This window comes from Arthrobacter sp. 18067 (assembly GCF_902706295.1).
Lineage (GTDB): Bacteria > Actinomycetota > Actinomycetes > Actinomycetales > Micrococcaceae > Arthrobacter.
Genome location: NZ_CACSJJ010000001.1, coordinates 224,343 through 246,662, shown reverse-complemented (window position 1 = coordinate 246,662; position 22,320 = coordinate 224,343). Strand labels below are relative to the sequence as shown.

Below are 22,320 nucleotides of genomic sequence, written 5' to 3'. Positions count from 1 at the left end.
CATGCCGTTCTGAGAGCTCAAAACGGCGTCATCTGCTACTTACTTGGGTCAACAATGCAGCGTTAGGCAGCCAGGCGTCGCCGGATCCACGCGGAGAACTGGTCCACGACGATGATCAGCACCAACACGATCAGGATGTGCGTCAGCATGGAGTCGAACTGGAACGACTTGATGGACTGGTTGATCAGGAGCCCGATGCCGCCCGCGCCCACCAGGCCGAGGACCAGCGAGGACCGGACATTGACATCGAAGCGGTAGAGCAGCAGGCCCACGAACTGGGGGACCACCATGGGCAGCGTGGCATTGGCTACCTGCTGGATTCGGTTGGCGCCCGCAGTACGGAGTGCCTCCTGCGGACCGGCGTCGATCTCCTCCATGGACTCGGCCCACAGCTTGCCCATCACGCCCGTGTTGTGGCAGATCAGGGCGAGCACGCCAGCGAACGGGCCAAGCCCCACGGCCGTCACGAAGATCAGTGCGAACACGATGTCCGGCACGGCGCGGAAGAAGGACAGCACGGCCCGGGCGCCTTGGTAGACCAGCCGGTGCGGGCTGGTGTTCTCGGCGGCCAACGCGGCCAGGAGCAGGGCGAACGGCACAGACAGTGTGGTCCCCAGGAGGCCGATCCACAATGTCACCAGCGTGGCTTCCAGGCCAGGCTTGAGTGTCTTCTCCCAGCTCAGGTCAGGTGGGAAGGCATCGCCGATGAACGCGGCCATGCCCTTCCAGCCATCCACCAACAGCTCCGGTTTGAAGTCCGTCCCTTCGATGGCCACAGCGTGAAGTCCGACGACGGCGGCAGACACTGCCGCCGTCGTGATCCACCGCAGCGGCTTCTTCGGGCGGACAAGTGCCACTCGGTTTTTTGCAGTTGAGTTCCGGCGCGCGACGGCCGGGGTCAGGGTCTGGGGTGTCATGCTGCGATATTCCTGTCCGGGGCATACAACGTGTCGAGATGTTCAGCCGTGACCGCTGTGGAGGGGAGGTCGAAGGTCATGGATCCTTGGAGCAGCCCGATGGACCTGTCCGCGTAGCGCAGGGCCAGGTCCGGCTGGTGCAGGACGGCGGCAACGGCCAGCCCTTCGGAGTGCGCGAGCTCGCGCAGCAGCGCCATGACCTGCTCAGCGGCGTGCGGGTCCAGGGCGGACACCGGCTCATCGGCGAGTACGACGTCGGCCCGCTGGCAGAGTGCCCGGGCCACGGCCACGCGCTGCTGCTGTCCGCCGGAGAGCCGGCCGACGCGGTCGAAGGCACGGTCGGCCAAGCCGACGCGGTCCAGGCAGTCGAGGGCTTCCTGCTGAACGTCGGCCGGGAACAAGAGCGGCGACAGCGAACGCACAGTGGGAATCCGGGCGAGGGCACCGGCGCAAACATTGTCCAGGGCCGTGCGCCGGGGGACCAAGTGGATCTTCTGGAAGATCATGGCCATTCGCTGGCGCATCTGCTGCAGCTCCCGGCCCTGCAGGGAATCCAGTGCCGCCCCATCGATGCTGATGCTGCCGGCGTCGGGTTCCGTGATGCCCATGACGCAGCGGAGGGTGGTGGACTTACCGGAACCGTTGGCGCCAAGGAAAGCCACCAGCTCGCCCGCGGCAACGGAGAAGTCCACTCCTTGAAGCACGGTCCGCCCGCTGAAGGACTTGCGTAAGCCTTGGACGGAGAGAGGCATTACAGGTCCTTCTCAGTGAGGCCCATGGTCTCGGCAAGGTCGAACAGCGGCGTGTAGTTGTCCTTGGTGACCTCCAACAGCGGCCCTGGAGGGGTGACATCCAGGAACTCGCCAACCTTTGCCACGTCCGCGGGATCGAGGCTCAGGAACGCGTCCTTGACGGCAGCCTTGAAGGCGGGATCGGCGTCACCGCGCACGGTGATGGGATCGTTCGGGATGGGGTCGGACGTCCAAACCTGGCGGAAATCGTCCTGCTTGAACGTCCCTGCAGCGATCGCCGTGGCGAGCGTCTGGGAGTTGATCTCGGCTGCATCCACCTTGCCGTTGGTCAGGGCCAGCAAAGCTTCGGGGTGACCTCCGGTGTAGTCCATCTTGATGTCGGCCTCGGCGATTCCGGCTTCGCGGAGGCCGAAGCGCGGCAGCACGTCACCCGAGGTGGATCCAACACTGCCCAAGGCGAGCGACTTGCCCTTAAGGTCCCCAATGGCCTTGACGGGGCTGTCCTTGGGAACCCAGATCCCTGCGGTGTAGGTGCTGAGTTCCTTCTCCGCGGTGCCGAACGAAACCAGGGGTTCGGCACCGGCCTTGGCATCGGCGAACACATATCCCAACGGTCCGAACTGGCCCAGGTCCAGCTTGCCGTTGCGCATGGCCAGGACTTCGGCGGCGTAGTCCTCAACCACTTGGACGCTGACGGGGCATTCGAGCTTCTTGGACAGCGCTGCGGCCAGGACGTCGTAGGCGGGCTTGAGTTTGGCCGGGTCCTCGTAAGGCTCGATGCCGAACTTGATCTCGCCGTTGGGGCAGGTGGCGGACGTTGCCTCGGGCGAGGACTGGGCTGAGCCGCCACAGGCAGTGAGCGCAAGGGCAGTGGCGAGGGCAAGGGCGGAGCCGGTGAAGAGCGAGGTTTTCATGGGATTCCTTATGCGAAGGGAGGGGGAGGGGAGCTTCAGTACAAACGCGACACGTTGCGGTGTGCCAGGCCGAAGGACAGGGTCATGCCCACGCCGGAGGTCACGGACACCACCGTGACTCCGGGTTGGACCTCTCGGACCAGGATCGGTGCGACGTCAGAAGAGGCGTAGACGCCCTGCCAGCGTTGGATGATCTCCAACGGCTCACCGATGCGGGCCTCGATTTCGGTGTTGAGGGTGGTGGTCACGGATTCGTCCAGGAAAGGGTCCGCGGTGTGGTGGTAATGGTGCGAGTCACCGAGGATGATGCTGCCGTCCGGGCGCTGGGTGAACATGACGTTGGCGCCGACCTCCAGCAACTCGGGCTGGTTTTCCAACACCTCGGAGCGGAGCGCAGCGGCAGCGGGCATGTCCGTGAATGCCGGGTACCGAAGCATGGATGTTGCAGTAAGGACAGCGGGAGCGAACTCGACGCTGGACGGCTTGGCGGCCAGCGACATCTGCAGCGCGCACCGCTGGATCCGGTGTTCGGCGGCCAGCACCGGGTACAGGTAGTCGACGTCATGGCCCACGCACACGAACACCTGCCCGGCGCGAAGCTCGCCCCGCGAGGTCTGGACGGTCACGCCGCGGGTACCCTGCGAGAAGCCGAGCGCCGCCGTGTTCCAGTGAAGTTCGACGCCGGGCTGCAGGCTCAGCCATTCGGCCAACCTGGCGACGGTGGTGCGGGGGTCGACGCGGAGGTCGTCCCGGAGGAAGGCGCCGCCTACGAGGCCGGGCCATGCCGCGCCGGAAGTACCACCGCCGTCGTGCGCTTCCTCAGGAGCCGAAGCATTCAGCCGTTTCCGCGTCTCTGCAGGGGAGAGCAATTCCACCTGGCCTGGCTCGCGGACCGAGGAGAGTTCGCGCAGGACGTTCATCTCGGCTTCGGTGCGGGCGAGTACTACAGCGCCGGCCTCGGAGGCCCAGAAGCCTGCCTGCTCGGCGAACTCGAGCCAGTACTTCCGCGAGGTCTGCGCGAGTTCGTACAGTTCCCCGGACTGGGCAGTGATGCAGCAGTGGCCGAAATTGCGGACGGAGGCGCCCGCGGCGTGGTGGTCGCGGTCAATGATGGTGACGGTCAGGCCGTTGGCAACAGCGTGCGCGGCATGCGCCAAACCAACGATTCCAGCGCCGACAATCACGACGTCGGCGGGCTGGCCCGCGCTGTTGTTGAAGGGGGTGGGGGAGGTGCTTGGGTTGTTCACACCACTGACATTGGCGGCTCCGGGAAGGGGAATCAAGCCAGAATGGCACTTGTATATACAAGTTAATCTGAATTTAACGTCTGTTCATTTGAGTTCACCCCAAATTCACCTGGGACCGCTCAAATCCGGTGTTATTGCCGAAACAGACTTGTATTATCAACTGGTGAGCACACAGCAGAACGCACCCCTCCACGTCAGGCTGAGCGAGGAATTCATGCGCCGCATCACCGACGGTGAGTGGCCTCCGGGTTACCAGTTGCCCAGCGAGGCGGAGCTATGCCGGGAATTCGGGACCTCGCGCGGACCGATCCGCCAGGCGCTCGCGTTTCTCCGGTCGGAAGGCGCCGTGACCGGAGGGCGGGGCCGTCCTCCCATGGTTCGTTCGTCCGTGCCGTCGCAGTCGTTTTCCACGTTCAACTCGTTCACCGAATGGGCCAGCGGCATCGGCAAGAAGCCCGGCCAGCGGACGCTGGAGGTCGCGCGCCGCGAGGCCAGCCCGGAAGCTGCCGAGGCACTCGGTCTGGTGCCGGGAACCACGGTGGTGGAGGTCCTGCGTGTCCGCTACCTGGACGAGTCCCCGGCCATGATTGAGCGCACCACGTTCATCCTGGATGTGGGCCGGAAACTGTTCGACTTCGACACCGACTCCGGGTCCATCTTCGCGTTCCTCAAGGAGCAAGGCGTGGACCTGCACAGCGCACGGCACACGATCGACGCCGTTGCCGCCAGCGATGAGGACGCCGAGCTGTTGGAGCAGCCCGAAGGCATTCCGCTCCTACGCGAACGCCGCATCACCCGTTCCGGCGATGGCCAGCCCCTGGAATATTCGGAGGACCGCTACCTGCCGGCACTGACCAACTTCACCATCGACAACACCGTGGAACGCAGGGCCGCCCTGGTCCGAATCCACACCGAAGGAGCCACCCCATGATCACCCTTGTCGCCTGCGATATGGCCGGGACCACCATCGACGAACACGGCGACGTGTACGTAGCCCTTGCCCGCTGCGTTGAAGAGACCGGCGTGGCCACCACACCCGACGCCGTCCAGGAATGGATGGGCGCGGACAAGGTGGAGGCCATCACGGCGCTGATCGAAGCCGGCGGAGGCACGGCGGACGCTGAAACCGTGGCGGCTGCCTTCATCCGCTTCAAGGAACTGCTCGTCGAGTTCTACGACGCCAACCCGCCGGTCGCCTTGGAGGGAGTGGAAGACGCGTTCCGCGAACTGCGCCGCCAGGGCATCAAGGTGGCGCTGACCACCGGCTTCTCACGCGACGTCGCCGAGCCCCTGCTCGAGCGGCTGGGATGGGGCGTCGGCGACGACAACTTGCTGGACGCCGTCGTCTGCTCCGATGAAGTAGCCGCGGGCCGCCCGGCGCCGCACATGATCCACCGTGCCATGGAACTAACAGGCGTGCAGGACGTCCGGGCTGTGATCGCCGCGGGCGACACCGTGAACGATCTCGCCGCGGCCAACAACGCAGGCGTCACCGCCGTCGGTGTCCTGACCGGCAAACTGGGCCGCGAAGACCTCGCCGCGCACCCGCACCACCACATCCTGGCCGGCGTCAAGGACATCCCCGCGCTGTTGTCCTAGCGTCCGGCGTTGGCGCCGCCAGTTTGGCTGGCGCCGCCCGTTTGGCTGGGGGCGCCCGGCATGGAAGATTGGGACGGGTGAAATTCCTTCACCCCTCTCCCAAGTCCTCCGCCCGTGGCGTCACCATCCTGCGCGTGGTGTTTGGTGCACTCATCATGGTGCACGGCATCCAGAAGCTCATGGCCGGTCACGCCGCGTTCGCGGCATCTGTCGCGGCAATGGGCGTGCAGAAGCCCGAGATCGTGGCGTGGTTGGTGATCGCCGGTGAGCTGGGACTTGGCCTGCTGCTGGTCCTCGGAGCCCTGACCCGAGTGGCCGGGTTCCTCGCGGCGATCATGTTCGCGGGCATCTGGTTCGTGACGGAAGCGGGCAAGCCCCTGCTCACGGACAAGTCGGGCGTCACGGCAGAACTCCTGATTGTCTATGCAGCCATCTCCGTGGCGTTCGTGTTCCTCGGACCGGGGGCGCTGTCGCTTGACCGTAAACTCGCACGGCAACCAACCGGCCCGCGGCGTTAGTCTGTCGACGTTAACGCGCCTGGGTTAACTCCCGACGGCGGCACTCACCGTCGGGAGCACCCCACCGTGCCGTCAACTCACCGTGCCTTAAACTCACCGCGCATCGTTCGGGTACCGGATGCCCAGTTGGGACCGCACGCCGTCGAACAAGCGCATGACGTTGACTGAGTCTTCCAGAGGCATGACCGGGCTTTCGGTGAGGCCCTGCTGGACGCAACGCGTTACCTCACGGAGTTCGTAGGTGTAGCCAATGCCCACCACATCGAAGCGCTCGTGGCGCGGCTCGTCCCAACCTACCCGGATCATCAATTCTCGCGGATTGTTGACGGACCCAACGGTCTGCAGGAACCCAAGCCCGCCAGCAACGGTGGCGGTCCGTGGCCCGTGTGCCATGAGGGAAGAGGTCAGCTGCGCCTGGGCACCGTTGGCATACCCCAGCGTCAGTGCGTTCTGCGTGTCCACGCCGTCCTCGTTCAGCGTGCCGATCGCCGTCACCGACTGGGGGAATCCCAGCGTCCCCAAAGGCCACAGCAAGGGGTAGACGGTGAGGTCCAGGAGTGCGCCGCCGCCGTCGTTCAAGGCCCAGATACGGGCGGAGGGGTCGTAGGGTGCGGGGAAGCCAAGATCTGCGCTGACCCACTGGATTTCTCCGAGCTCCCCGGATGCGGCGATCGCGAAGGCCCGCTGCATACTCGGAAGGAAGCGGCTCCAGACGGCCTCCATGAAGAACACCTTATTGTCCCGGGCCAGTTTCACCAGCTCAGAGGCTTCGCGGGCGTTGATGGTGAGCGCCTTCTCGCAAAGTACGTGCTTGCCGGCGCGCAAGGCGGCCGATGCGATCTGGAAGTGCTGGGCATGGGGAGTGGCCACATAGACTACGTCCACTGCGGGATCGTCGAACAGCCGCTGGTAGCCGGGCACATCGCCGTCGTCCCCGTATCCCTTGGCGAAACCAAGCGGGCCGGCGAACGCGTCCGCGGCACCCTGGGTCCGGGAACTCACGGCGTAGAGCTCGGCGTCTTCCAGCAAGGAAAGGTCCTGCGAGACGCTGTTGGCGATGTTGCCGGTGGACACGACGCCCCACCGCAGACGCCGGCCCGTAGCCGCTCGGGGGTCCTGGTTGGTTTGCGAGAAAAGCCACGGCTTGGCGATAGGGAGGGTCATGACTGACATCCTCTCATTCCGGGCAAGCGTTGCCTCTGCCCCCAGCGTTCTGCCGTCATAGGTCGCGGAGAGCGGAGTCGGCATCCATGCGGGCAACGCCAATGGCGCTGCGGAGGGCGCCGAGGCACAGGAAGGCTGGGACGATGAGTAAAGTGGAGGCAATCCACAATGCATTAGGCAGCGTCCACGGCTCCACGCGCAGGAGTTCCAGATCCATCGCGCCAACAATTGTTGTAGTTGCCAGTGAACCCAGAACTCCGGCAGTGACTCCGCAAACGGCGATGGCAGCACCTACTAGCGCTAGTTCATAGCAAAATGCCCGGGATATCGCGCCCCCTGGCCATCCCACGGCCTTTAGGATCCCCACTTCGCGAACGCGCTGATTGATCCACGAGCCGCCCATTGAGCCGCCTACTCCCACACAAAAAAGCACGAGGAATATGCCGACAGCCCAAGTAACGAAGGAAAGAAGCCTGAAAAGGCCCGGGAGAGAGTCAATCTGATTGGCGATACTGAAAACGCCGTATCCCATGCCGGACACTGCCGACTGTATGTCGGAGAGGTTATCGGGTTGCTCGGGCTTGATGAAAGCGCGATCAAACGGCAGGGCGTCCGAGTCGCTCATGTCTGCGTTTCCGAACTGCCGGCTGGAAATGAGTTGAGCTAATAGCTCGGATGAAATGTAGGAAGGCTGCGTGCCATCGGCTCCAGGTGTGCTGTTGTCGTACATGCCTGCGACTTTTAGGTCGATCGTAGCGAGGGCTCCGTTTCCGGGAGAGATCATCTGCGTATAGCCAAAGCGGACCGTCTGGCCGAGAAGGGGTGCGAAGTCACCAAAGCTACTGGACCTCGGGAGGATTATCTCCCCAAGGCCAGGGCCGTTCTGGCCGACTGATCCGTCAGTGATTTTTGGACTTACCCCGCGGATGTATGGGGTTCCCCATAGGGCACCGGGGTTGTCAGAGCCTGGCCACTGCGCAGGGTTGTCGATGGTGAGGTCAACCTGCGCCCAGCCATACACGTCCGCGACGTGAGGAATGCCGGCGAATTCATCGAGTGAGCCTTTGGTGATCGGCTTCATGGAGCCGGAGGTGATGGAACTGACTTGAACCATGTTGAGCGAAGAATCACTGGTGACCGATTTCGAATATCTCGCGATGCCCGCTGACACGACGCTGTCCGCAATCAGCAGGATCGCGATGGCGAGTGCCATCATGATTGCCAGCGGGCGCAATTTGCGGAGTGTTTGCGCCGTATTGCGGCGGACCAGGATGCCGGTGCTAGCCAATACGACCGTCCTCCATATCTAAGGTTCGTGAGACGATCGTCTCAAATGCGGAAGTGTGTGAAGCGAGTAAAACGGCGCATCCTCGGTCTGCCGCGGCCGAGAGGGCGTTACGGATGCTTGTTGTGTTCTTTTCGTCCAGACCGGAATTGGGTTCATCGGCCAGGAGAATCACAGGATCGTTGACTAATGCCCGGCAGAAGGCCACCCGCTGCTGCTGTCCGCCCGACAACTGCTTGGCCTGCTGCTGTGCAACTCCTGCAAGCCCGAGTTCGGACAGCCGCTCCATTACGTCCTTCTCGGTGCGTTTAACTATGCTCGCGATCTGGACATTTTCGATGGCTGTCAGTTCGGGGAGAAGGTTGCTGTGCTGGAAAACCATCCCGATCTTTGTGCGCCGAGTTTCTGCCGCCAGACCCTGTGTAGGGGCAGTGAGGTCTTGGCCGTCGATGTGGCGTGTTCCGCTGTCTTGCGTGGAAAGGAGACCGGCGATGTTTAGCACGGTTGATTTCCCTGAACCGGACTGCCCTCGGAGCCAGACCACTTCACCGCGGCCGATATCGAGGTCAAAGTGGGACAGCACGCGATGGGATCTCCCCGAAGCGTCCCGGTACCTCTTGCTGACACCGGCCAATGTAAGAATGCTCATCTAGTTTGTTCTTCCAAATGTGTATGCGCCAGGTGCAGCCATGAGCTGGACTGAAATGATCAAGCTGCAGGGCGAACCGGGTTGAGTGCTGATGCGGTAAAGCTTTTTTAGGCTTCCACATCCTTGCAGGTCCTTAAGATTCTCTGTTGCTTGTGTAAAGTCATTCGAGTTCAATCCCGATAGAGGGGCATTTGCCATGGCGGCGAGGCCGCTAAAGTACAGGAGATAGGGCTCTGATGGTTCTCTAACCAGAGCGGGTAAATTCTTCTGCTGTTCAGGAAACCATGATGCAATTTCTGATGTATTCGAGAAGTATGAGGCTTTGGAAAGTGCCAGGAAGGCTTGCCTGCTCACCACAGGGTCATTGATGTCGGGCGCGTTGAACTTTTCAAGGCGCGGGAACTTGGGCGACGAGTCGAGCTGAACCAATGCATCGACGGTGTCCAAGTAGGCGACCATCTGGGACGGCGTAACTGCGGATGGCAAGGATGTGGTTACCTTCTTAGAGATGTGTCTATAGTCCTGCCAACGGGCGTCCCCGGCACGTCTCAGGGCGACCATTGCCTTGAGCTTGGTAGTGACGTCCACTGAGTCACTTTCAATACTTGTAATAAGAGTTTCGGTGGTCTTCTCATTCGTCGCTTCTGGAAACGACTGATCCAGGAGCCGTGACATGAGGTAGGAACCTTCGATTGTCCCTTGGTGGGACACTAATGGCCTGACGAAGCCGTTGTCGGAGTCAATGCGCTTCGACAGCACGTTGTCCTCCAGATAACGCCGGGATTCATCGGCCCTGCCCAGGAGCGTCAGCGATCGCAGGACCGACGCCACTGTGACGTCCTCGGTGACGGCGTTGCTGGTCAGCAAATCCCCGAAATGTTTGGCCAGGCCGCCAGGAACGGGAGGCGGCGCGTTGAGCAGTGAGGAGATTTCGAGTATGGCCTGAGTGTCAAAAACTGATTCGGGGGTCGTCGGCAGATTGCCCATCGATGCCGAGATGAGTACCTCGGTGACCTCACGTGGCTGGGGGACACCTAAAGACTCGTAGGTATCCCACAGTCGCCAGACCAAGTAAGGATGGCCACGAATCGCGCCCAAGTCTATACTCTCAAGCCGATCCAGGATGCTTCGGTCGGCTTCTTGGCTCCGCCCCAAAATGCGGACAGCATCGGCGTAGTACCAGAGCACCGCAACTTCCGCATCAGCCGTGAGCTGTTTGTCGGGTAGAACGGGCGCTTGTCCGCCAGGCAGGTTGAGGGCTGCAGCCGACCATGCGGTTGTCAGACTCGGGTCTGTAGAGTCAGCGACCGGTTTCTTGGCTGCAGCCCCCCTCGTGCCCTCGGCCAGTTTTCCATCAGGATCAGAGCGGGCGTAAATGGCGGTAGTGAATGCATCGCCTTCCGCCAATCTCTCACCCTCGGGCATGCGGAAAAGCCCGTTTGCGTCTCGGAGGGCCAAAGCGTCCGCGACCAGCTCTGGGCCATCTCCTTTGCTACCCCCCTCACCGTTGGGCGCACAGCCAGTGGCGCAGAAGACGAACACCAAGGTCGTGCACAACGCGGTTCTAAAAGATCCTGACTTGAGAGAAAAACTCATATTAAAACTGGCCACCGATACTATACGTGCGCGGTTGCTACTCGGTAATTACCGTAGTAGAAGGCGCTGGCGCTGACATCCGCGCCGAGGTAAAGCATGCCCCATCCACCACAAACGTTCCCGCTCATGTAGGAACCCCTGGCACCGTTGCTGTTGGTCCAAGTGAGGTTCGCCGGATCGCCCCCGACCTGTGAGGCGGACACACCCGAAACTGATATTCCCCCAACGCCAATCTGGTAGAACTTCGTGTTGTTTGTGATGTAGTTCGGCGAGACATTCATGACTGCGGATGATGAGAATGAACCACATGTCCCAGCAGTAAGGGACTGGATCCACATGTTTGCCGTAATGGGCTGGCCATTGTCAAAGTAGGCAGTTCCACTGCTGCTGATGGCGTTAGCTCCGCCCGCTGCAGCGATGGACAAGACAAAGGCGCCAATGCTGGCACCAACAATGGAACGCAATTTCAATTTCATATTTATCCCCCAATACAAAAGTGCTTTCAGTCCAGTCGGGAGGTCCCCAAACCTCGGATAGGACTCAAAAACTCTACTCCGCTGGATATTCGGCATGACTAAAATTGACTGATCCTGCGAATGCGTTGTCGTATCGTTACTCAAATTGACAGCACCGCCTCTGACCGGCATGCATATAGGCCGCCAGCGAATTCTGTCAAGTCATACGAATGTCCGGACCGAAGATTTTCCTCGCCTAGGCTTAGGCCATCATCCCTCGCAGAGGTTCTGTGGGGAGTTACCGAAATGGAGCAGGGATGGGTACTTTTCGGCGCGTCATTTTGCCGGTTGCCTGGTTGTTGGTTTTCGCGATAATCGCGGTGGCATTGGTCAAGATCGCCTTCGTGGATGGACTTGAATCGGCCGGCGCGGAGCCAGCCCCGCTGGCCCAAGTGGATATTCCGGTGGTCCCGGCGACACGGACCACGGTTACCAACACAGTCCAGATCAAGGGCACCGTTCAGAGTGACGCAGCCGAACCGGTCCGGAGCACTTCCGCCGGCAAGGTCATCAAGATCTTCGTGGACCAAGGTGCCACTGTCGCCAAGGGAGACGCTCTCTTCCAGGTCAAGGCCGAGCGACCCATCACCAGTACGGCTACTTCCAAGGACGGCACACCCACCGCACCCAAGCCGGTGTACGACTACTTCGATGTCCTCGCTCCGAGCGCCGGAACCGTACAGTCCTTGTCAACGCTCATTGACCAGCAGGTGACCGTTGGCGAGTCCGTGGGCAAGATCGACCCTGGAACCTACACGGTGGCGGGCCCGGTCACCGCAGCCCAGCAGTACCGCCTGCTCGGCAAGCCCGGCCCCGCGGAGATTGCGTTGGTGGGTGGACCGGCGCCGTTCCAGTGCGCCGAAGTGACGCTTAAGAACAACGCGTCCGACGACGGCGGCGGCGCCTCGGGCGGTTTGGCCGCCACCGGCGGAGGTGCCGGGATGGGCGTGGGCGCAGCGATCCCGGGTCCCGGGTCCGGCGGGAGCCAGCCCGAAGAGGGCGGCACTCCCACCGGGACGCTCAGCTGTGCGATCCCGGCAGGCCCGGAGGTTTTCGCCGGTCTGGGAGCCACCATGACAGTCAGCGCCGGAGTCGCCCCTGACGTGGTGACTGTTCCGCTGACCTCGGTGAAGGGCAGCGTGAAGGACGGGATCGTCTGGATTGCCGGCCCGGGAGGGACAGGGGCAGCGCCCGAGCAGCGCACAGTGCAGCTGGGGCTCAATGATGGCTCCGTAGTGGAAGTAACGTCCGGACTGGCCGAAGGAGAGCAGGTCCTGGAATTCGTGCCCGGTGCTCCGGCTGCCCCGAACCCCATGATGGGGCCGGGCCAGGTCGCCTATGCTCCGGCGGGCTAAAGGCATGAAGGAACCCAAGGAAACACTTGTCAGCCTGCGGTCAGTCACCCGATCCGTCATCCTGCCGGACGATCAGCACCTGCACATTCTCCGGGGCATCGACCTCGAGGTGCACAGCGGCGATCACACGGCAATCGTGGGCCGCTCCGGCTGCGGCAAATCAACGCTACTCAACTTGCTGGGCCTGCTGGACATCCCGACATCGGGAGAGCTGGAGTTCCTGGGCCAGTCCGCTGACCGGCTGGGCAACAACGCCCGAGCCCGACTCCGGGGTTCCACCGTGGGCTTCGTTTTCCAGCAGTTCAATCTCTTGCCGGGCCGCAGCGCCTTGGACAACGTGATCACTCCGCTGTTTTACGCCAAGGGCAAGGAGTTCTGGCGTCGCCGCGATATCGCCATGGACATGCTGGACCGCGTGGGCCTCGCCGCCCGGGCCAACACCATGCCCAACATGCTCTCCGGTGGCGAACAGCAGCGCGTGGCCATAGCCCGTGCCTTGGTTCGGAAGCCCCGGCTTATCCTGGCCGACGAACCGACCGGAGCACTCGACGTCGAGACCGGCCAGTCCGTCATGGCACTGCTGGACACCGTCGCCACGGAGACCGCGGCCGCCTTGGTGACCATTACCCACGACACCAACGTGGCCGCCCTGGCCCGCGCCTGCTACCGGCTGGACTCCGGCGTACTCAGTCCACTGTCGGTGCCCGCAGCAGCAGGAGTCAGCGCATGACCGGCTTTGTGTCCACGCTGGTCGAGGCGTGGCAGGAACTTCGCATCAATAAGGTCCGGATCCTCCTGGCGCTCATGGGAGTGGCGTTGTCCGTGGCGGCACTGACTTCCGTGGTGGGCGTCGGGAATCTGGCCCGCGAGGGATACAAGGTGCAGTCCGAACGAAACGGCGGCCGGGTGGCAACGTTGTCGTTGAGCGTCAACGGACCGACCATGCCGGACCCGGTGAAACTCGAGAAGGCGTACCAAGGGATCCAGCAGCGCTACGGCATCACCACCTCCACCCACGTCGGTCAGACGCAAGCTGGTTTTCAGTTTCCCCGCGGTGTGACCGCCGTGAGCATGACCATCGTGGACATCGGCTACGGCACTATCCACCGCGTTCCGCTCCAACAGGGAAGCTGGTTCGCCGCCGACGACGGTCAAAGGCTTGCACCCGCCGTCGTGGTGTCCGAGTCCTTCTACAACCAAGCCGGCAGGCCAAACCTCACCACCCATCCCACGATGAGCATCCCCGGTGACCGGCCAGCTACGGCGGTGATTATCGGCGTCGTCCCTGATACGTACCCGGATACGCCGCCGTCCGCGTTCATCCTCAGCGAGGGTGCGGCCATGACGGGGATGGAACCGCAGATGTCCCAGTTCAAGATGTGGGTGGGCGAGCAGCAGGCCGACGCGCTCAAAGCAGCGATCACCGCAGACCTCCAAGGCCAGTTCCCCGGCTACTACGCCCAAGCCGACCGCATGGACTACGCAGCCTGGGGCGATCCGTTGGCTCCCGTGCAGTTGGTGGTGGGCGGAGTAGCCGGATTGGTCCTGCTGCTCGGCGCCGTGGGGATGCTGAACATTTCCATGGTCACCGTGCGCTACAGGGTCCGGGAGATCGGCATCCGCCGCAGCTTCGGGGCAACGTCGGGCCGGATCTTTGTTGGCGTCATGATGGAATCCGTGGTGGCCACCGCAGTGGCCGGCGTGGCCGGCGTCATGCTGGCGGTTGCGGTGGTGAAACACCCGTGGATCGAGTCGAAGGTAGCCCCGGGGCTCACTGAGTACCCTGCGTTCCCCGTCGACGCCGCCCTCCTTGGATTCGGCGCGGCTGTCCTTGTCGGCGCACTCGCCGGAGCCATCCCTGCGCTCGTGGCGGTGCGCGTGAAGGTCATCGACGCGATCCGGTTCTGACCTCCTCCGTGAGCCGGCCCTGCTGAAGCCGGAAGCAACGCTCCGTTTTCTGCGCAAGGCTGCGGTCATGGGTGACCACCAGGATGGTGGTGTTGTGGTCGCGGCTCAGCGAGCTCAGTAGTTCGATGATGTGCTCACCGGTCTGCTCGTCCAGGTTGCCGGTGGGCTCATCGGCCAGGATCAGCTTGGGCTCGTTGGCCAGCGCCCGGGCAATCGCCACACGCTGCTGCTCGCCACCGGACAGCCGGTTGGTCCTTCGTGAGTGCTTCTCCGGATCCAGTTGCACCTGCTCCAGCAACTCCTTGGCACGCTGCAGCCTGGCCGCCTTGCGGACGCCCGCGAACTCCATGGGCAGCATGACGTTGTCTACGGCGCTGAGGTTGGGGATCAGGTTGAACTGCTGGAACACAAAGCCGATGTCCCGGCGCCGGTACTCGGTCAGCTTGCCGTCCGGGAGCCCGGCCAAGCTGACTCCATCCACGACGACGTCACCTGAGGTGGGCTTGTCCAGCGCGCCCAGGAGGGACAACAGCGTGCTCTTGCCGCTGCCGCTCTTGCCGACGATGGACGCCAGCGAACCCTTTTCGAGTTCGAAGCTCACACCGTTGACGGGCTTGATGGTCCGGTCACCGGACTTGAACTGACGGACCAGGTCCTTGACTACGATCACGGCTATTCTCCTCGGAGTACTTCGATGGGACGGATACGGGCGGTCAGCAATGCCGGGACCAGCGCGCCGATGATGGCCACCGCGAACACCGCTGCGATGCCTGCAGCGAGGACACCGGGCGAGACGCTTGCAGTCACGGAGGTGAGCAGCTGCGAGGCGCCACCGAACGGACCGCCTTGGCCGCCGCCGGGCATGCCGCCACCGCCAGGTACGGCGCCGTTTGGCATAGCACCAGCGAGACCGCCGCCGCGCTGGGTGGTGGTGGCCGCCGTCGTGGTTGAATTCGAACTGATGAGCGCGGACGCGATACCGCCGCTGGCCAGCGACGCAATCACGGCACCCACCACGCTGCCAAGAGCCACAAGAACCAGTGACTCGAGGACGAACTGCAGGCCGATGGTGCGGTTGCGGGCACCGATAGCCTTGAGGACACCGATTTCGCGGCGGCGCTCGCGGACCAGCATGACCATGATGAGCAGGATGATGATGCCTGCGGTGGCGAGGGCCGCGATGAAGGCGATCAGCGAGATGTTCTTGACGCTGTCCAGTGAGCTGACGGCGGTTTCGAGGTTGCGCTGGCCCTGGGTGACATCGGCCTTGTCCGTGCCGAGTGCGTCCTGGACAGCGGTCTTGGTGCTGTCCACGTTTTCCATGCTGTTGACCGTGACGATCATGGTGGAGAGCTCATCCGGGGTTTCAGCCAACGTTTGGGCTTCCGGCAGGGTGACGTAGACGGCGTTGTTGCCGAACGTGGTGCCGGCGTCGAAGATGCCTGACACGGTAAACGTCTTGTCCTGGATGGTGAAAGTGGAGCCCACTGTCAGGCTGTTCTTCTCCGCAAGCGAGGTGCCCACAAGTGCCTTGGCTTCGGCCGTGGCGTAGTCGCCCAGCCCGCTGCCGCTGGTGATGTCCAAGGCTTTACCCGTGCTGTCCACCTCGGCCCCGATGCCCGTCGCCGTGATCGGGAGAGTGCGCGCGGGCTGGGTTGTGCCGGTGGTTCCTGTTGTTGTTCCGGCGGAGCCGTTGCGGTTGCCGAGCGTACCGGCGTCGACGGCGGCCGTCAGGTTGGTGCTGACCGTCGCCTGCTGCCCGCCGGGACCGAAACCGCCGCCCGGGCCCTGCTGGGCGGTGGCGCCGGTGGTTGTATCCGTTGTTCCCGTGGTTGCGGTCTGGAGGCGCAGTGCCTTGGTACCAACGACCGACGTCACGTTGGCGACCGAAGCCGCGGTCTCAGCCTCCGCCGTCGTGAGTGGTTCGCCGCCGCCTTCGAATCCCTGGCCGCCCGCCGGGTTCACCGTCAGGGTGGTGCCCACGGAAGCGTTGAGCTCCTGGACCTTGGCACCAACGGCCTGGTTGGCCACGAGCATGGCCAATGCCAGGCCGATGGCTACGGCCAGCACGGCAACAACCGCCGCCGTTCTGATTTTGTTGCGGAAGGCATTGCCTACGCTTCGGGCAAGGACGCTCACGTTTCTCCTCTTGACCTGCATGTTCGTTGGTCCCGCTGGACGCGGGCCGCAGATCCAAGACTGCTGAGTGCTGCTGTGCGGTACACCAGCCGAAGCTATGCGTGGGCTGTGAAAGCGCGCGCGCCCGCCGTTTGAGGCAAGAGAAAGCCCCGGCCCGCCTGCTGGCGGACCGGGGCTTGCTGTCTTGCGGTGAAGAGGTGTTACTTGGTGATCGGGCCGAGTACCGGATCGTCAACGTAAGCCGTCTTGACGTTCTCCAGTGTCACGATCTGTGGCGGGAGGAGGTACGCGGGGACGGTCTTGACACCGTTGTTGTAGGAGTCCTTGTCGTTGATTTCCAGTTCCTTGCCGGCCTGGAGGTCCTTCACCATGGTGATGGCGTGCTCAACGAGCTTGCGGGTGTCCTTGTTGATGGTGGAGTACTGCTCGCCGGCCATGATCGACTTCACGGACTCAACTTCGGAGTCCTGGCCGGTGACAACCGGGAGCGGCTTGCCGGCGGCCCTGACGGACGTCAGCACTGCACGGGCCAAGGTGTCGTTCGGGGACAGGACGCCGTCCAGGGAAGCGGTGCCGTAGCTGCCGGTAAGCAGCGTGTCAGCGCGACGCTGGGCGTTTTCTGCCTTCCAACCCTGGGTAACAGCCTGCTCGAACGAGGTCTGGCCCGAAACAACCTTGAGGGTGCCGTCGTCGATCTTCGGCTTCAGGACGCTCATGGCGCCGTCGAAGAAGACCTTCGCATTGGCATCATCCGGGGAACCGGCGAAGAGTTCGATGTTGTACGGACCCGTCGCCTTCTTGGCCTTCATGCCGTCCAGCAGGGCCTGGCCCTGCAGTTCGCCAACCTTGAAGTTGTCGTAGGCCACGTAGTAGTCCACGTTCTCGGTGTTGAGGAGCAGGCGGTCGTAGGCGATGATCGTGGCGCCGGATTCCTTGGCCTGCTGGAGCTGGGTACCCAGCTGGGCGCCGTCGATGGCTCCCACGATGATGACCTTGGCACCCTTGGTGACCATGGCGCTGATCTGGTTCTGCTGCTCGGATACGCCGCCGTTGGCGAACTGGACGTCCGCCTTGAAACCGGCGCTGGTGAGGCCGTCGTTGAACAGCTTCTCCGCGAGGACCCAGTTTTCACTGGTCTTCTGCGGAAGTGCGACGCCGATCAGCGAGTCCTTGGGGAACGCTTCCCCGCCTGCCGTGCTGGTGCTTGAGCCGCTGTCAGTGCGGCCGCAGGCTGTCAGCGCCAGTGCCGCGATGGCAGCGACTGCTGCTGCCTTTCCTGCTTTACCAAACATTCGCATATCTTGGTTCACTTTCTGTGTGGGTGGGGTGGAGCGAGTCTGTCAGGAAGCGGATCACGCTTCCTTGGAGATGACCTCTTTGGTGGATGTGGTTTCGTCCGGCTTGATCTCGTTGTTATTGCGCTGGAAGCCCTTGATCAGCATGCCCGTGATGGACCTCTTACCCTGGGACTTGTTGTAGACATCGAAAGCGACTGCAGCCAGGAGCACCAGGCCCTTGATGATCTGGGTGAGGTCGGCGCCAACACCCAGGAGCTGGAGACCATTGTTGAGGACGGCCATGACCAGGCCGCCGACGATCGAGCCGATCACGGTACCAACACCACCGGTAACGGCAGCGCCACCGATGAAGACGGCCGCAATGGCATCCAGTTCCCAACCGACGCCGTCGAACGGGCCGGAAGCAGTGGAGCGGGCAACGAAGATCATGCCGGCCAGGCCGGCCAGGATGGACATGTTCATCATGACCAGGAAGTTGACCTTCTTGGACTGCACGCCGGAAAGCTCGGCTGCGTGGCGGTTGCCACCCACGGCGTAGACGTGGCGGCCGAGGACCGTCTTGTCAGCGATGAAGCCGTAGATGAGGACCAGCACGGCCAGGATCAGGCCGGGGATGGGGAAGGACGTTCCGGGGCGGCCGGTAGCGAACAGGTACGTCGCGTAGAGGATGGCACCGCAGATCAGGACCAGCTTGGTGACCTCAACCCAGAGCTCGGGAACATCGGCGCCAAGAGCCTTGTTGGCGGCACGGGTCCGCAGGGACATGATGACCACCAACGCTGCCGCCACGATGCCAATGAGCAAGGTGAGGTTGTTGAAGCCGGTGTTCGGGCCGATTTCGGGCAAGTACCCGGAACCAATGAACTGGAATTCCTTGGAAACCGGGATGGTGTTGGACTTGCCGACGAACTGGTTAAAGCCGCGGAACAAGAGCATGCCTGCCAGCGTCACGATGAAGGCAGGTATGCCCACATACGCTGTCCACAGTCCTTGCCAAGCACCGATCACTGCTCCAAGGAGCAGGCCGAAGAGCACGCCTGCCCACCAAGGCAGGCCCCAGTCCCGCATGGCGAGGGCTACCGAAACCCCCACGAACGCGGCTACGGAACCCACGGAGAGATCGATGTGGCCGGCGATGATCACCAGGACCATGCCGATGGCCAAGATCAGGATGTAGGAGTTGCCGTTGAACAGGTTGATCACGTTTCCGGGGGTCAACGTGCGGCCCCCGGTGAAGATCTGGAAGAAGACGATAAGTGCCACCAGGGCGAAGATCATGCCAAACTGGCGGGTATTGCCACCAAATAGCTTCTTGAGCGCGTTCATTGTTTTGGTCCTTGTGTCAGGATGGGGCGAGTCTGGGCCAACGGTCAGGCGGATTTGCGGGCGGAAGTCATGAGTTTCATGAGGCTTTCCTGGCTTGCTTCGTTTTTGTCCAGGACGCCGGTGATGGCGCCTTCGAAGATGGTGTAGATACGGTCGGACAGGCCCAGGAGCTCAGGGAGTTCCGAGGAAATGACAATCACTCCCTTGCCCTGGTTCGCGAGCCTCTGGATGATTCCGTAGATCTCGTACTTGGCACCTACGTCGATTCCGCGGGTGGGTTCGTCCAGGATCAGGAGGTCGGGGTCGGTGAACATCCACTTGGCCAGCACGACTTTCTGCTGGTTGCCACCGGAGAGTTTGGCTACACCTTCCTCAACCGACGGGGTCTTGGTCCGCAGTGACTTCCGGTACTCCTCCGCGACCGAGAACTCCTTGCGCGTATCCACCACCGAGTAGTTGCTGATCTTGTTCAGTGCCGCGGAAACCGTGGTGGTCTTGATGTCGTCCAGCAGGTTCAGTCCCAGGGACTTGCGGTCCTCGGTGACGTAGCCCAGGCCGGCGTCGATGGCTTGCTTGACGCTGCGGAGGTGGACCTGCTTGCCGTCCTTGTACACCTGTCCCTTGATGAAGCGGCCGTAGGAGTGTCCAAAGAGGGAGCGGGCCAATTCCGTGCGGCCGGCGCCCATAAGGCCGGCAAAGCCGACGATTTCGCCGCGGCGCACAAAGAAGTTGGAGCCCTTGCAGATCAAGCGGTCCGAGATCTGGGGGTGCCCCACGGTCCAGTCCTTGACCTCGAAGAACACCTCGCCGATCTTCGGCTCGTGGTCCGGGAAGCGGGACTCGAGCGTCCGGCCAACCATGCCCTTGATGATGCGGTCCTCGTCCACGCCATCACGCTTGACGTTCAGCGTCTCGATGGACTTGCCGTCTCGGATGATGGTGATCTCGTCCGCGATCTGTTCGATCTCGTTGAGCTTGTGGGAAATGATGATCGAGGTGATGCCCTTGCCCTTGAGCCCCAGGATCAGGTCCAACAGGTGCTGGGAGTCCGACTCGTTCAGCGCTGCGGTGGGCTCGTCCAGGATCAGCAGGCGAACGGACTTGTTCAGGGCCTTGGCGATTTCCACCAGTTGCTGCTTGCCGACGCCGATTTCCTTGATGGGGGTATCGGGATCCTCGCGCAGGCCAACGCGGGCCAGCAGTTCAAGGGAACGCTTGCGGGCCTCGGTCCAGTCGATCACGCCCCATTTGGTGGGTTCGTTTCCGAGGAAGATGTTTTCCATGATGGACAGTTCCGGGATCAGTGCCAGTTCCTGGTGGATGATCACGATGCCGGCCGCTTCGCTTGCGCGGATGTCCTTGAACTGCTGGGTTTCGGCTTGGTACACGATGTCGCCCGTGTAGCTTCCGTAGCCGTAAACGCCGGAAAGAACCTTCATGAGCGTGGACTTGCCGGCACCGTTCTCCCCGCAGATCGCGTGGATTTCGCCGGCCATAACGCGCAGGCTCACGTTCGACAAGGCCTTCACGCCGGGGAATTCCTTCGTGATCGAGCGCATCTCCAAAAGGATGGGATCACCTTGCGTGTCGAGGGATGTCATCAGCCCTTACGCCTCCAATGCATGACTTCGTTGTCGGCCCCGCAATGGCGAGGCTGTCTGATGAAAAAGTAAACTGGATCACCCGTCTTGTCGTCAAGACTTGAACGCATGATCCAGCTAACGATTTCGTTACCTACCGGTAATACTTGCGTGTTGGAACACCAAAGCGGCGGCGCCGAGTGCTTCTGCGCGTGCCCCGAGGGACGACATTGCGAGGTGGGTTGTCTCGCCCACAACGGGTACGGCGTGCCTGACCAGGCCGCGCCGGATGGGGTCCAGCAGGAGGTCCCCGAGGCCCGCCAAAGGTCCGCCCACTACGATCACTTCAGGGTTGATGAGGTTGGAGACGTTGCCCAAAGCGCGACCCACCGCCAGCCCGGCGTCGTCCACAACGCGCTGCGTCGCGGAGTCGCCGGAGAGGCAGTTCCGGACGATATCCTGCGGCGTCAGCAGGGTCTCCTGGCCACGCCCCAGCAGTTCGATCATGGTGGTGGTGGACGCTATCGTTTCGAGGCAACCCCTGTTCCCACAGCGGCACACCAGGCCGTGTTCGTGAATGGTTGCATGGCCGATTTCGCCGGTGATTCCCACGTTGCCGTAGTAGGGGAATCCGTTGAGGATCAGGCCCGCGCCAATGCCCGAGCCGATCTTGAGGAACATGAGGTTCGAGACTCCGCTGTGGGGTCCCCACGTTACTTCGGACAGCGCGCCCAGGTTGGCGTCGTTGTCAACGAAGACGGGGCAATTGAGCGCTTCCTCAAGCCGATGAAGGATGTCGATGCCTACCCATTCCGGAAGGATGGCTCCCTGCGCAACCGTGCCGGAGCGGCGATCGATAGGGCCGGGAATGCCCGCGCCGGCTCCCACCACGGCAGTGCGGTCGATACCGTTTTCCTGGAGCAGCCTTTCCAGCAGGCGGACTGCGGCGGCGATGCCTTCTTCGGCCTGGTGACCCAGCGGCAATTCGATGTAATCCTCGGCAATGACGTGATAGCCCAGCGAGGCAAGGACCACGCGCAGGTGCCGGCGGCCGAAATCGATTCCGACGGCGACCGCGCCGTTGCTGTTCAGCCTCACATTGGTTGCCCGGCGGCCGGAGCTGGTAGTGGGTTCCGTGGAAACCAGGCCGGCGTCCTGCATGATTTTCACGATGTTCGAGATTGTTGCCGTCGAAAGCCCGGTCTGCCGCGAAAGCTCTGCTTGCGTGGAAGGCCCGCTCAGCAGGCACTCGATGATGCGTTGCTGGTTCAGGTGGCGCAGCGCGGACTGCGAGCCGGGTTTTCTTGGGTGGCTCTTCGTTGAGCGCTGCGTAGCGGGCATGACAAGAAGATTGCCCCACAAGCAACGTTGTAGTCAAGAAGTGAACACAAGGAGTCAACACTCCCCGACATACTCCAACGCAAGAACGGGCCCCGCAACGGGCAATGCGTCCCGATTGCCTTGCGTGCAGGTCCAAATGCCCGGCCGCGTAGCCCATCACCCCGCCTACGCTGGAACCAAGAAACTTCCCGGCGCTCATGGGCGCCGGGACCAGGCG

Annotated in this window: 21 protein-coding genes; 6 read left to right on the top strand and 15 right to left on the bottom strand. The window is 62.7% G+C overall.

The genetic code is table 11. From position 1 onward, the window contains the following. Nucleotides 1-62: 62 nt before the first annotated feature. The 4 genes from phnE to GVL04_RS01045 are packed head-to-tail and all read right to left on the bottom strand — an operon-like array spanning nucleotide 63 to nucleotide 3,830. The gene (gene phnE, locus GVL04_RS01060; protein WP_159698229.1) at nucleotides 63-917 is read right to left on the bottom strand and encodes a phosphonate ABC transporter, permease protein PhnE; all 855 of its coding nucleotides are present in this window, start codon (nucleotides 915-917) and stop codon (nucleotides 63-65) included. Then, entirely contained in the window at nucleotides 914-1,669 is a 756-nt protein-coding gene (locus tag GVL04_RS01055; RefSeq protein ID WP_159698226.1) for a phosphonate ABC transporter ATP-binding protein, read from the bottom strand. The genes phnE and GVL04_RS01055 overlap by 4 nt, the downstream gene beginning before the upstream one ends. Continuing rightward, nucleotides 1,669-2,583, bottom strand: coding sequence for a phosphate/phosphite/phosphonate ABC transporter substrate-binding protein (locus GVL04_RS01050; RefSeq protein WP_159698223.1), 915 nt, complete (start codon nucleotides 2,581-2,583; stop codon nucleotides 1,669-1,671). The genes GVL04_RS01055 and GVL04_RS01050 overlap by 1 nt, the downstream gene beginning before the upstream one ends. A gap of 35 nt (nucleotides 2,584-2,618) precedes the next feature. Further along, nucleotides 2,619-3,830, bottom strand: coding sequence for a TIGR03364 family FAD-dependent oxidoreductase (locus GVL04_RS01045; RefSeq protein WP_159698220.1), 1,212 nt, complete (start codon nucleotides 3,828-3,830; stop codon nucleotides 2,619-2,621). 163 nt (nucleotides 3,831-3,993) lie between these two features. On the opposite strand from GVL04_RS01045, the gene GVL04_RS01040 reads away from it, so the two are divergent. The 3 genes from GVL04_RS01040 to GVL04_RS01030 all read left to right on the top strand — a co-directional run bounded on the left by GVL04_RS01040 (nucleotide 3,994) and on the right by GVL04_RS01030 (nucleotide 5,947). Continuing rightward, nucleotides 3,994-4,761, top strand: a complete 768-nt coding sequence (locus GVL04_RS01040; RefSeq protein WP_159698217.1) for a GntR family transcriptional regulator — start codon at nucleotides 3,994-3,996, stop codon at nucleotides 4,759-4,761. Continuing rightward, a complete protein-coding gene (locus GVL04_RS01035) occupies nucleotides 4,758-5,429 on the top strand; it encodes a phosphonatase-like hydrolase (protein WP_159698214.1) in 672 nt (223 codons plus the stop codon). Before GVL04_RS01040 ends, GVL04_RS01035 begins: the two co-directional genes overlap by 4 nt. A gap of 77 nt (nucleotides 5,430-5,506) precedes the next feature. Beyond that, nucleotides 5,507-5,947, top strand: a complete 441-nt coding sequence (locus tag GVL04_RS01030) for a DoxX family protein (protein WP_159698211.1) — start codon at nucleotides 5,507-5,509, stop codon at nucleotides 5,945-5,947. A gap of 93 nt (nucleotides 5,948-6,040) precedes the next feature. On the opposite strand, the gene GVL04_RS01025 is transcribed toward GVL04_RS01030, so the two are convergent. From GVL04_RS01025 to GVL04_RS01005, 5 genes are all read right to left on the bottom strand, one after another. Continuing rightward, nucleotides 6,041-7,111, bottom strand: a complete 1,071-nt coding sequence (locus GVL04_RS01025; protein ID WP_159698208.1) for a Gfo/Idh/MocA family protein — start codon at nucleotides 7,109-7,111, stop codon at nucleotides 6,041-6,043. Between the two features lie 55 nt (nucleotides 7,112-7,166). Next, nucleotides 7,167-8,399: an ABC transporter permease gene (locus tag GVL04_RS01020; protein ID WP_159698205.1), complete on the bottom strand. Its 1,233-nt coding sequence runs from the start codon at nucleotides 8,397-8,399 to the stop codon at nucleotides 7,167-7,169. After that, nucleotides 8,392-9,045: an ABC transporter ATP-binding protein gene (locus GVL04_RS01015; RefSeq protein ID WP_235036106.1), complete on the bottom strand. Its 654-nt coding sequence runs from the start codon at nucleotides 9,043-9,045 to the stop codon at nucleotides 8,392-8,394. Before GVL04_RS01015 ends, GVL04_RS01020 begins: the two co-directional genes overlap by 8 nt. Then, the gene (locus GVL04_RS01010; protein ID WP_159698199.1) at nucleotides 9,046-10,452 is read right to left on the bottom strand and encodes a hypothetical protein; all 1,407 of its coding nucleotides are present in this window, start codon (nucleotides 10,450-10,452) and stop codon (nucleotides 9,046-9,048) included. A 209-nt stretch (nucleotides 10,453-10,661) separates the two neighbouring features. Beyond that, nucleotides 10,662-11,117: a hypothetical protein gene (locus GVL04_RS01005; protein WP_159698196.1), complete on the bottom strand. Its 456-nt coding sequence runs from the start codon at nucleotides 11,115-11,117 to the stop codon at nucleotides 10,662-10,664. Between the two features lie 296 nt (nucleotides 11,118-11,413). Between GVL04_RS01005 and GVL04_RS01000 the strand changes: the two genes are divergently transcribed. From GVL04_RS01000 to GVL04_RS00990, 3 genes are read left to right on the top strand one after another with little or no spacing between them, the layout of a single operon-like run. Continuing rightward, nucleotides 11,414-12,511, top strand: coding sequence for an efflux RND transporter periplasmic adaptor subunit (locus GVL04_RS01000; protein ID WP_159698193.1), 1,098 nt, complete (start codon nucleotides 11,414-11,416; stop codon nucleotides 12,509-12,511). Nucleotides 12,512-12,515: 4 nt separating this feature from the next. Beyond that, a complete protein-coding gene (locus GVL04_RS00995) occupies nucleotides 12,516-13,241 on the top strand; it encodes an ABC transporter ATP-binding protein (protein ID WP_159698190.1) in 726 nt (241 codons plus the stop codon). Beyond that, the gene (locus tag GVL04_RS00990; protein ID WP_159698187.1) at nucleotides 13,238-14,419 is read left to right on the top strand and encodes an ABC transporter permease; all 1,182 of its coding nucleotides are present in this window, start codon (nucleotides 13,238-13,240) and stop codon (nucleotides 14,417-14,419) included. Before GVL04_RS00995 ends, GVL04_RS00990 begins: the two co-directional genes overlap by 4 nt. Here the strand turns inward: GVL04_RS00990 and GVL04_RS00985 are convergent. The 6 genes from GVL04_RS00985 to GVL04_RS00960 all read right to left on the bottom strand — a co-directional run bounded on the left by GVL04_RS00985 (nucleotide 14,397) and on the right by GVL04_RS00960 (nucleotide 22,103). Continuing rightward, complete coding sequence (locus GVL04_RS00985; protein ID WP_024820032.1) at nucleotides 14,397-15,089, bottom strand: ABC transporter ATP-binding protein; 693 nt, start codon at nucleotides 15,087-15,089, stop codon at nucleotides 14,397-14,399. The two genes, GVL04_RS00990 and GVL04_RS00985, sit on opposite strands and share 23 nt — an antisense overlap. Nucleotides 15,090-15,091: 2 nt before the next feature. Next, nucleotides 15,092-16,558: an ABC transporter permease gene (locus GVL04_RS00980; protein ID WP_159698184.1), complete on the bottom strand. Its 1,467-nt coding sequence runs from the start codon at nucleotides 16,556-16,558 to the stop codon at nucleotides 15,092-15,094. 200 nt (nucleotides 16,559-16,758) lie between these two features. Further along, entirely contained in the window at nucleotides 16,759-17,856 is a 1,098-nt protein-coding gene (locus GVL04_RS00975; protein WP_159698181.1) for a sugar-binding protein, read from the bottom strand. A gap of 54 nt (nucleotides 17,857-17,910) precedes the next feature. Beyond that, on the bottom strand, nucleotides 17,911-19,182 hold the full coding sequence (mmsB, locus tag GVL04_RS00970; protein WP_159698178.1) for a multiple monosaccharide ABC transporter permease: 1,272 nt from the start codon (nucleotides 19,180-19,182) through the stop codon (nucleotides 17,911-17,913). A 44-nt stretch (nucleotides 19,183-19,226) separates the two neighbouring features. Next, nucleotides 19,227-20,783, bottom strand: coding sequence for a multiple monosaccharide ABC transporter ATP-binding protein (gene mmsA / locus GVL04_RS00965; protein WP_159698175.1), 1,557 nt, complete (start codon nucleotides 20,781-20,783; stop codon nucleotides 19,227-19,229). 129 nt (nucleotides 20,784-20,912) lie between these two features. After that, entirely contained in the window at nucleotides 20,913-22,103 is a 1,191-nt protein-coding gene (locus GVL04_RS00960) for an ROK family transcriptional regulator (protein WP_159698172.1), read from the bottom strand. Nucleotides 22,104-22,320 lie beyond the last annotated feature (217 nt).

Bases quoted from the DNA above. Each gene is read 5' to 3' on its own strand.
- phnE (WP_159698229.1), bottom strand. From the start codon at position 917: ATGACACCCCAGACCCTGACCCCGGCCGTCGCGCGCCGGAACTCAACT.
- GVL04_RS01055 (WP_159698226.1), bottom strand. From the start codon at position 1,669: ATGCCTCTCTCCGTCCAAGGCTTACGCAAGTCCTTCAGCGGGCGGACC.
- GVL04_RS01050 (WP_159698223.1), bottom strand. From the start codon at position 2,583: ATGAAAACCTCGCTCTTCACCGGCTCCGCCCTTGCCCTCGCCACTGCC.
- GVL04_RS01035 (WP_159698214.1), top strand. From the start codon at position 4,758: ATGATCACCCTTGTCGCCTGCGATATGGCCGGGACCACCATCGACGAA.
- GVL04_RS01025 (WP_159698208.1), bottom strand. From the start codon at position 7,111: ATGACCCTCCCTATCGCCAAGCCGTGGCTTTTCTCGCAAACCAACCAG.
- GVL04_RS01015 (WP_235036106.1), bottom strand. From the start codon at position 9,045: ATGAGCATTCTTACATTGGCCGGTGTCAGCAAGAGGTACCGGGACGCT.
- GVL04_RS01005 (WP_159698196.1), bottom strand. From the start codon at position 11,117: ATGAAATTGAAATTGCGTTCCATTGTTGGTGCCAGCATTGGCGCCTTT.
- GVL04_RS01000 (WP_159698193.1), top strand. From the start codon at position 11,414: ATGGGTACTTTTCGGCGCGTCATTTTGCCGGTTGCCTGGTTGTTGGTT.
- GVL04_RS00995 (WP_159698190.1), top strand. From the start codon at position 12,516: ATGAAGGAACCCAAGGAAACACTTGTCAGCCTGCGGTCAGTCACCCGA.
- GVL04_RS00990 (WP_159698187.1), top strand. From the start codon at position 13,238: ATGACCGGCTTTGTGTCCACGCTGGTCGAGGCGTGGCAGGAACTTCGC.
- GVL04_RS00975 (WP_159698181.1), bottom strand. From the start codon at position 17,856: ATGCGAATGTTTGGTAAAGCAGGAAAGGCAGCAGCAGTCGCTGCCATC.
- mmsB (WP_159698178.1), bottom strand. From the start codon at position 19,182: ATGAACGCGCTCAAGAAGCTATTTGGTGGCAATACCCGCCAGTTTGGC.
- mmsA (WP_159698175.1), bottom strand. From the start codon at position 20,783: ATGACATCCCTCGACACGCAAGGTGATCCCATCCTTTTGGAGATGCGC.
- GVL04_RS00960 (WP_159698172.1), bottom strand. From the start codon at position 22,103: ATGCCCGCTACGCAGCGCTCAACGAAGAGCCACCCAAGAAAACCCGGC.